We start from the raw sequence: 8,218 nt of genomic DNA, 5'->3' as shown, positions 1-8,218 counted from the left end.
CGAGCCAACAACACCGCAAACGCCGCATGCACCACCATGAACAACGACGCATCACGTTCGCGGGCAACTCGATTCAGGCCGTCGTGAACGTGCGCACCGACTGTGAAGACGTGCCGTGCTCCGCGGTTCGACGCAACGGCCGGATGCTTACGATCAAAGGGCAAGTTCGTAGCTGCAGGGAGATCCGACAGAGTCTGTGTCCAGTAGTCGACTTGTTGCGAGAGAATCGATTCCGCATCGTCTTCCGAACCGAGCACCTCACGCTGCCAGAGCGTGAAGTCCGCGTACTGAACTTCGAGGGCAGGTTGCGCCAACCCTCCATGCCCCAACGTATGGGCAGCATAGGAAGCCATGAGGTCTCGGGTCAACGGTCCCATCGAAAAGCCGTCTGCCGCAATGTGATGTACAACCACAACAAGCACATGTTCGTCGGCAGCCAATTCCAGGAGTACCCCTCGCAGCGGCGCTTGCGAGACCACATCGAACCCATCGGAGAGTATCTCCGCGATCCGACCCTCCAACTCGTCTGCACCGACAGCAACCGCTGTCATGTCCGGGACAACAGCGGCAGGGTCGAGGACGCGCTGATACCCGACTCCGTCGACCTCCGGGTACACGGTGCGCAGGACCTCGTGCCGTGCAATCACGTCGAACACTGCCAGCCTCAAGGCGTCGACATCGAGTGAGCCGGAAAGCCGTACAGCCACAGGAATGTTGTTCACCGCCGAGTCAGGATTCAAGCGGTTGAGGAACCACATACGCTGCTGCGCGAGGGAAAGCGGGATTCGGTCCGGCCGCTCTCGCGCAGCGAGCTTCGGCCTGACACTACGATTGCGGGTGTTGCTCAGTCGAGCGGCGAGTGCATGGACGGTCGTAGCCTCGAAGACGTCCCGGACAGGTACGACGAACCCCAGCGCGGAACCCAATCGGGAGACGAGCCGAGTCGCCACCAGTGAGTTTCCGCCCAGCTCGAAGAAGTCGTCGTCCAGACCTACTCGTTCGATCGCAAGGACCTCGGCAAAGACGGATGCGACGATCTCTTCGATCGGCGTCGTCGGCACTCTGAATTCGCGGATTGCGAAGGCGGGCGCCGGCAAGGCCTTGCGATCCAACTTTCCACTCGAATTCAGTGGGAGCTCGGTCAGCACGACAACTGCTTCCGGGATCATGTACGCCGGAAGTACGCTTGTCAGGTGGTGTCCGACATCTCCGACCTCTACCCCGTGTTCGGGCACTATGTAGGCGACCAGTCGATCGCCGGTAGCGGTGTCGATCACCGCGACGACCGCCTGTGAAACTCCGGCGACTTCGAGAATCGCCCCTTCGATTTCGGTCAGTTCGATTCGTTGCCCTCGAAACTTGACCTGGAAGTCGATGCGCCTGAGATAGTTCAGCGAACCGCCGGCGTCTCGGGTAACGAGATCACCGGTGCGATACATGCGATTACCGTTGCCCGAGAACGGGTTTGCCACGAATCTGTCCGACGACAGGTCTGGCCGACCGACATATCCACGCGCCAGTTGCGCTCCCGCGAGATACAGCTCACCCGGTACCCCTACCGGCACCGGATGCAGCCTGGTATCCAGCACGTAGCAGTCGGAATTCCACTGGGGTGTACCGATCGACACCGACAGTTCTTCCGAACCGTCCACCTGGTAGCCGGTGATACTGACGGCAGCTTCGGTGGGGCCGTAGAGATTGTGCAACCCTGCTGTGGCCACAGCGGCGAAACCTCGCGCCGTGTGAACTGGCAACGCCTCACCGATCACGAACACATCTCGCAGTGAATGCAGAGCATCCGGTGGCACCGATGCCACGAACGCTGTCAACATCGACGGAACGAAATCCGTCAACGTGACTGTGTGTCGCACTATCAATTCACTCAGGTAGACGGGATCACGGTGCCCGTCCGGCGCCGCGAGCACAAGGTGAGCACCGGCCGAAACAGAGACGAGGAACCCCCACAACGACACGTCGAACGTCGTCGCCGTCTTTTGCAGGTACACGTCGTCCGGGCCGATTCGGTAGCGATTCGTCATCCATGCGACTTGATTGACGATCGCTCGATGTTCTACTGCGACGCCCTTCGGTTTACCGGTGGAACCCGAAGTGAAGATCACGTACGCGGTATCGGACTCCCGCAGCGGCACTTGGCGATCATCGGAAAGAATCGGCGTCGAATCGAATCGCGTGAGGTCCACGTCGTCCACCGCGATGACGGGCGCACCCTCGGCCAGCGTGAATCCGTCAGTGCGAGTGGTCAGTACACATACCGGATCTGCTGTGTCGACGATATGGCTGATTCGATCGGCTGGATGATCGGGATCGAGCGGCACAAACGCGCCGCCTGCGACCAGCACGGCATACATTCCGACCACCAGGTCTTCGGATCGCCGAATAGCCAGTGCCACACACTTTTCAGGGCCGACCCCAACGGTGAGAAGGTATCGCGCGAGTCTGTTGACCTTGCCGCTCAGCTCTGCGAATGTCAGCGAGGTGTCACCGTAGGTCAATGCTGTCGCGTTCGGGGTACGCGCGACCTGATCCTGGAACAGAGAAACCAAGGTCGCGTCCGCACCAAGGGCGTGGCGATCGCCTTGATCACCGAGTAGAACTTCGACCTCGTCGTCTTCCAGTATTTCCAGGTCTCCGACCGCGGTTTCCTGGTTCTCCACGATGGACCGTAGGATCCTGATCAATCGTCCGGCAAAGGATTCGACAGTGGCGATGTCGAAGAGTTCGGTGGCGTACAGCCACGACATGGCCAACCCACCAGGCGCCCCGTGAGAATCCGTGATTTCACTGGCCGTCAACTGAAGGTCGAACTTGGCGACGGCAACGTCGGTATCCCAACCGGCGACGGTGAGTCCGCTGAGGTTCAACTCGTCGACGGGCATGTTCTGGAAGAACAACGCGACCTGGAAGAGCGGATGATGGGCTTGTGATCGAGCCGGGTTCAGTACTTCTACAAGTCGCTCGAACGGTACGTCCGCGTTGCCGAAGGCCCCGAGGTCGACGTCTCGAACAGCCTCGAGCAAGTCGGACACGGTTTCAGACGGATTGATCGTTGTTCGAAGAACCAGTGTATTGACGAACATTCCGACGATGTCGTCGAGCGCGGGTTCACCTCTGCCGGACACCGGGGTTCCGACGGCAACATCACCCGAACCGGAGAGTCGCGACAGAAGTAGTGCGAGGGCGGCGTGCACGACCATGAACAGCGACACACCGTTGTCGCGTGACAGTCGGGCCAAGGCGAGGTGCAGGTCTGAATCGATCGCGAAGTCGAACACTCCACCGGCATTCGATGCCACCGGCGGTCGTGGTCGATCCAGTGGCAATTCCACCAGCTCTGGCAAGTCCGCGAGCATCTCAGTCCAATAACCTATTTGGCGAGCCATGATCGACTTCTCATCCGACTCGGACCCCAGCACTCGTAGTTGCCAGAGCGCGTAGTCGGCATACTGAACTTCGAGAGCTTCCCACGTCGGCGCCAGCCCGCGAACCCTCGATTCGTAGGCCGTCATGACATCGCGCACCAAAGGCCCCAACGAGTAACCGTCGGCCGCGATGTGATGAATGACGAACACCAGGACGAAGTTTCCTGCGCCGCGGTCGAACAGGCGCGCACGAATCGGGACCTCGGTGGTGACGTCGAATCCGGTGAGCACCATGGTGAAAATGCTCGCGCGAAGTTCGTCTTCACCGACGCCATGCGGTGTCAGGTCCAATTCGACGTCGGTCGCAGCGAGTACGTTCTGGTGCCCTCTGCCTTCGTACTCGGGGTACACCGTTCGTAGCACTTCGTGTCGTGCGATGAGATCTCGCACGGCCAGATCGAGAGCGGCGGTATCGAGGTCACCACTCAGTTCGAGAGCGATGGGGATGTTGTTCACGGGTGAGCCCACGTCGAATCGGCTCAGGAACCACATCCGTTGCTGAGCCAGCGACAGCGGAATGCGCTGCGGCCGACCTTCCGCAACCAGCGGCGGCCGCTTCACTTCCTCGCCGGCGCCGGATTCGATTTCGAGTGCGAGCGCCGCAACTGTTGAGGCGTCGAACAACGTTCGCACCTGGATACGCGTTTCGAAGACGGCGGTCAGCCGCCCGACCACTCGTGCCGCGACCAGTGAATTGCCGCCGAGATCGAAGAAATCGTCATCGATTCCAATTCCTTCGACACCGAGAATCTCTTCGAAAATTGCAGCGATCTTTGCCTCCGCATCCGTTGAAGGAGCGCGGTAGACACGTTCCACCGCAACCGGATCGGGCAGTGCGCGCCTGTCGAGCTTTCCCGCCGGCGTCAGCGGAACGTGATCGATGACGACAAACGTATTCGGCACCATGTGGCGCGGCAGTATCTCGCGTGCGTAGGCGTTCAGGACATCGGCGTCAGCGGAAGATCCGTTGCGCGGCTTTACATAGCAGACGAGACTGACGTCACCATCGGCCGTACTGCGAGGGTCGGTTGCCACGAAATCGATGTCGGGATGACTCGCCATCACAGCATCGATTTCGCCCAGTTCGATTCGAAATCCGCGGATTTTCAGTTGATCGTCTGCGCGACCGACGTATTCGATGTCCCGGGTCGACGTCTCTGCCGACCCTGGTACCCAGCGAACGAGGTCGCCGGTTCGGTACAGCCTGGATCCGGGCGCGCCGTAGGGATCGGCGACGAAGCGTTCGGAGGTCAGTGCGGGCTTGCCGAGGTATCCCCGAGCAAGAGACGGGCCCGCGACGTACAGTTCGCCCACTACGCCCACAGGAACTGGCTGGAGGTGGGCGTCGAGAACATAGGCGGTCACGCCGGCAAACGGAGCGCCGATCGTAACCGACTGCCCGACATGGAGTTCTGCACTGACGGTCACGACGATGGTAGTTTCCGTCGGACCGTAGGCATTGAAGAATTTCACCCCGGGCGACCATCGGGCGACCAACTCCGGCTTGCAGACCTCGCCACCGACCAGTGCGAGTTCAACCGAATCAAGATCCGTCGGATCGATCGACGCCAACAAAGACGGAGTGCCGACGACGTGTGTCACCGACTCACGTCGGATGAGTTCCTCGAGTTCCGGACCACCGAATATGTCGGAAGGGACGACGACCATGGTCGCGCCGGAACCGACAGTCAAGAGCAGCTCGAACAGAGAAGTGTCGAAACTCGGTGTGGCGAAGTGGAGAACTCGAGACTTCGTGGACGCACCCAGCGCACGGACCTGCTCCGCCAGCAAGTTTCCCAATCCGCCGTGCGTGACCACTACACCCTTGGGCAAGCCCGTCGACCCCGATGTGTAGATGACGTACGCAGGATGGTCCGCACGCAAAGTGCGAACGCGATCGGCATAGGTGATCGGTTCACCCGATCGGTCGTCGATCAGGGCGCACGCTTCGTCGGAATCGAGGACGATCCAGTCGATTGCATTCGACAGCTGGGGCCGTTTGTTCGCCACCGTAATTCCCGAAGTGACACCGGAGTCGTCCAGCATGTGCGCCACCCGACGCTCGGGATAGTCGGGATCCACCGGTACGAACCCGGCTCCGATTTTGGCGACCGCCCACAGCGCAACGATCGATTCGATCGAGCGAGGTATCGAGATCGCGACAAGATCTTCGGGGCCGAGTCCCCGCGAAATCAGGATCCGTGCGAGCTTGGAGGACCTCGTATCGAGGTCTCCATATGTCATCGATCTCGTGCCGAACCTGAGCGCAACGTTGTTCGGTGCCATTTCGACGGCCGCTGACAACAGTTGCGGGAGCAAACGCACCTTCGTCGGTCGCGTACGTGACGGCCTCTGACGAGCCGGCCTGCGTGGAGTCGACTCCGCTGCGCTCATGCTCTTCCACCGAGCTTTCGGACGACGTTCAGAGACACTCCACGGAGCATGAAACAACTCACCTTCATTGCGCTCGGTCGTTCACTTGCAATCCCTCACCGCATCGAACGCACCTGTTTTCGGGCACGACGAAGCTCGGGACCAAGTGTCCATATATACCTCATCGGCCCCGTCACTCATTTGTTACCGACGGGGGCCGACACTTGATAGTAGTTGGCGGTGGAAAGGATCCCGTCCGAGCAACGCCGCTGCTCGGACGGGGTCACCTCACTCGCGGATTTCGCTCTGAGGCAGGTCGAGTGTGTATATCGCCACATTCGAGTCGACGGTCGCCTCAGCAGGGATCCCGTCGCTGCACGTGACGATGATCGCCTGCAGATCCGGCGTCTCGGACTGATCCAGATCACGAACGCTTTCGTTCGAGGCGAAGAGGTGAGAAACCCATTCGTCAGCGACGAATGCCGACAGGTCCTCAGTTCCACCGACTACAAACGCACCGCCCGACAGTGCTGCCGACAGGACCGCGAGCCCCAAGCTCTCCGCCGAAGTTCCGGCTGCCGAATACACACGGGAGTCATATCCGAGTCCGTACGCAGTCTGCATCCGTGCCATCACCGCACCGAGCGCGTGATGATCCACGCTGTGTATGGACGAACCGTCGCCTCGAACGACAATGTAGGCCGGATCCGCCTGTTCGACAGGTCTGACTGCATCGATGTAGGAGTACGGGCGAGCAGATGTAGCTGCCAACTCGTCCACGATCGCCGGGGCACCGAGGAAGAGCCTGCCGGTCTGCGTCGACGGGGTTCCGTCAGAGGGGCTCACACCCGACACGAGCCAAAGCGTCGAATTCGAGCCGGCAAGTGATGGTTCGACGACCGACTGATCCAGCCCCGAGTCCAGCACGCAGAAAGCTGCCCCCGTCTTCACGGCGGCCCAGATTGCCACAACGCGGTCGATGTCGTCGCCGATGTCGATCACGACGACATCGCGTGCCCCGATACCTCGAGCGGAGATGACGCGGGCCAGCTTGGACGAGTGAGCGTCGAGAGTCGCGTAGCTGACTTCGTCCTCTCCGCTCGCGATCGCGGGAGCCTCTGGGTCCTCCTCTACCACGGCAGCGATCAATTGCGTGATCGACTGCCGGACGACTGTTCCCTCCACATCCGTGTCGGCCACCGCGGTCGGCGCACCCACCAACAACTCGGCGCGTTCGTCTTCGGTCATGATCGCGATGTCACCGATACGAACGTCGGGTGTCGCGGTCACCGTGGACAGAACTCGGACGAATCGCTCAGCGAAGGCCTCGACGGTGGTGCGATCGAACAGATCGACCGCATACGTCCAGTTCGCGAAGACTGCCTCTACTTCGCCATCCTCGGCGATCTGCGTAGAGAGTGTCAGCTCGAGATCGAACTTCGCAGCCGGCGCACCGCCGTCGACAGCCGAGATCGTCAAACCTGGCAGCGTGAACTTCGCGTCCCCCAACGGCTCCACCGACAAGGCCACCTGGAACAGCGGACTGTACGCGGACGAACGTGCAGGCGCCGATACCTCGACAATCCGCTCGAACGGAACATCTGCATTGGAGAATGCCTCGATGTCCTTGTCACGGAGTGATTCGAGCAGAGCACCGAAGGTCATCGACGAATCGATCTGTGCACGGAGGGGCAACGTGTTCACGAACATGCCGACCAGATCGTCGAGTTGTTCCTCGCCTCGGCCCGCGATCGGTGTACCGATTGCAAAGTCGGTGGACGACGTCAACTTCGAGATCAGAACCGACAATGCCGCATGCGCATACATGAAGACGGTCGCGCGACGACTCCGAGCGCCCGCCACCATTTCGCGATAGATATCGGCCGAGACGGGAACAGAGATCGAATCTCCCACTCCCGAGGCCGCCGCCGGGCGCGGACGATCGCTCGGGAGTTCGATCTTGTCCGACATTCCCTCGAGGTTGCGACGCCAGTAGTCGATTTGAGTCGACAGGACCGAGCCTGGATCGTCTTCCTCTCCGACGACATCGCGTTGCCACAGGGCATAATCCGCATACTGCACTGCAAGAGGTGAAAATTCCGGAGCCATACCCTGCGTGCGAGATACATAGGCCTGCATCACATCTCGCGACAGTGGCGCCATCGAAGCCCCGTCGGCCGTGATGTGATGAACGACCATGACGAACACATGATCGTTCGACTCACGTGCGAAGAGTCCGACTCGCGACGGCGGAGCGGCGGTGACATCGAATCCGCGGGCCATCATGCCGACGACGGCGTCGCGCATCGCCTCGTCGCCTTCCACCGGTGTGACAACGAGTTCGGACACGGCTTCTGCGGTCGGGACGACCACCTGATACGGGCCGTCCGCATCCGTCGGATACA

2 protein-coding genes are annotated in these 8,218 nt (G+C 60.8%); both read right to left on the bottom strand.

Annotated elements, in window-relative coordinates; translation table 11 throughout:
* A partial coding sequence (locus tag H7C86_RS36155) for a non-ribosomal peptide synthetase (protein ID WP_182263447.1) occupies window positions 1-5,684 on the bottom strand: 5,684 nt, incomplete at its 3' end.
* A 417-nt stretch (window positions 5,685-6,101) separates the two neighbouring features.
* Window positions 6,102-8,218, bottom strand: a 2,117-nt coding sequence (locus tag H7C86_RS36150) for a condensation domain-containing protein (RefSeq protein ID WP_182263446.1), incomplete at its 5' end; no start/stop codon positions are given.

Source organism: Rhodococcus sp. UFZ-B548 (assembly GCF_903819475.1).
GTDB classification, from domain to species: Bacteria; Actinomycetota; Actinomycetes; order Mycobacteriales; family Mycobacteriaceae; genus Rhodococcus_F; species Rhodococcus_F erythropolis.
Note: the sequence above shows the minus strand (reverse complement) of the source record. Positions and strands in the feature narration are given on the sequence as shown.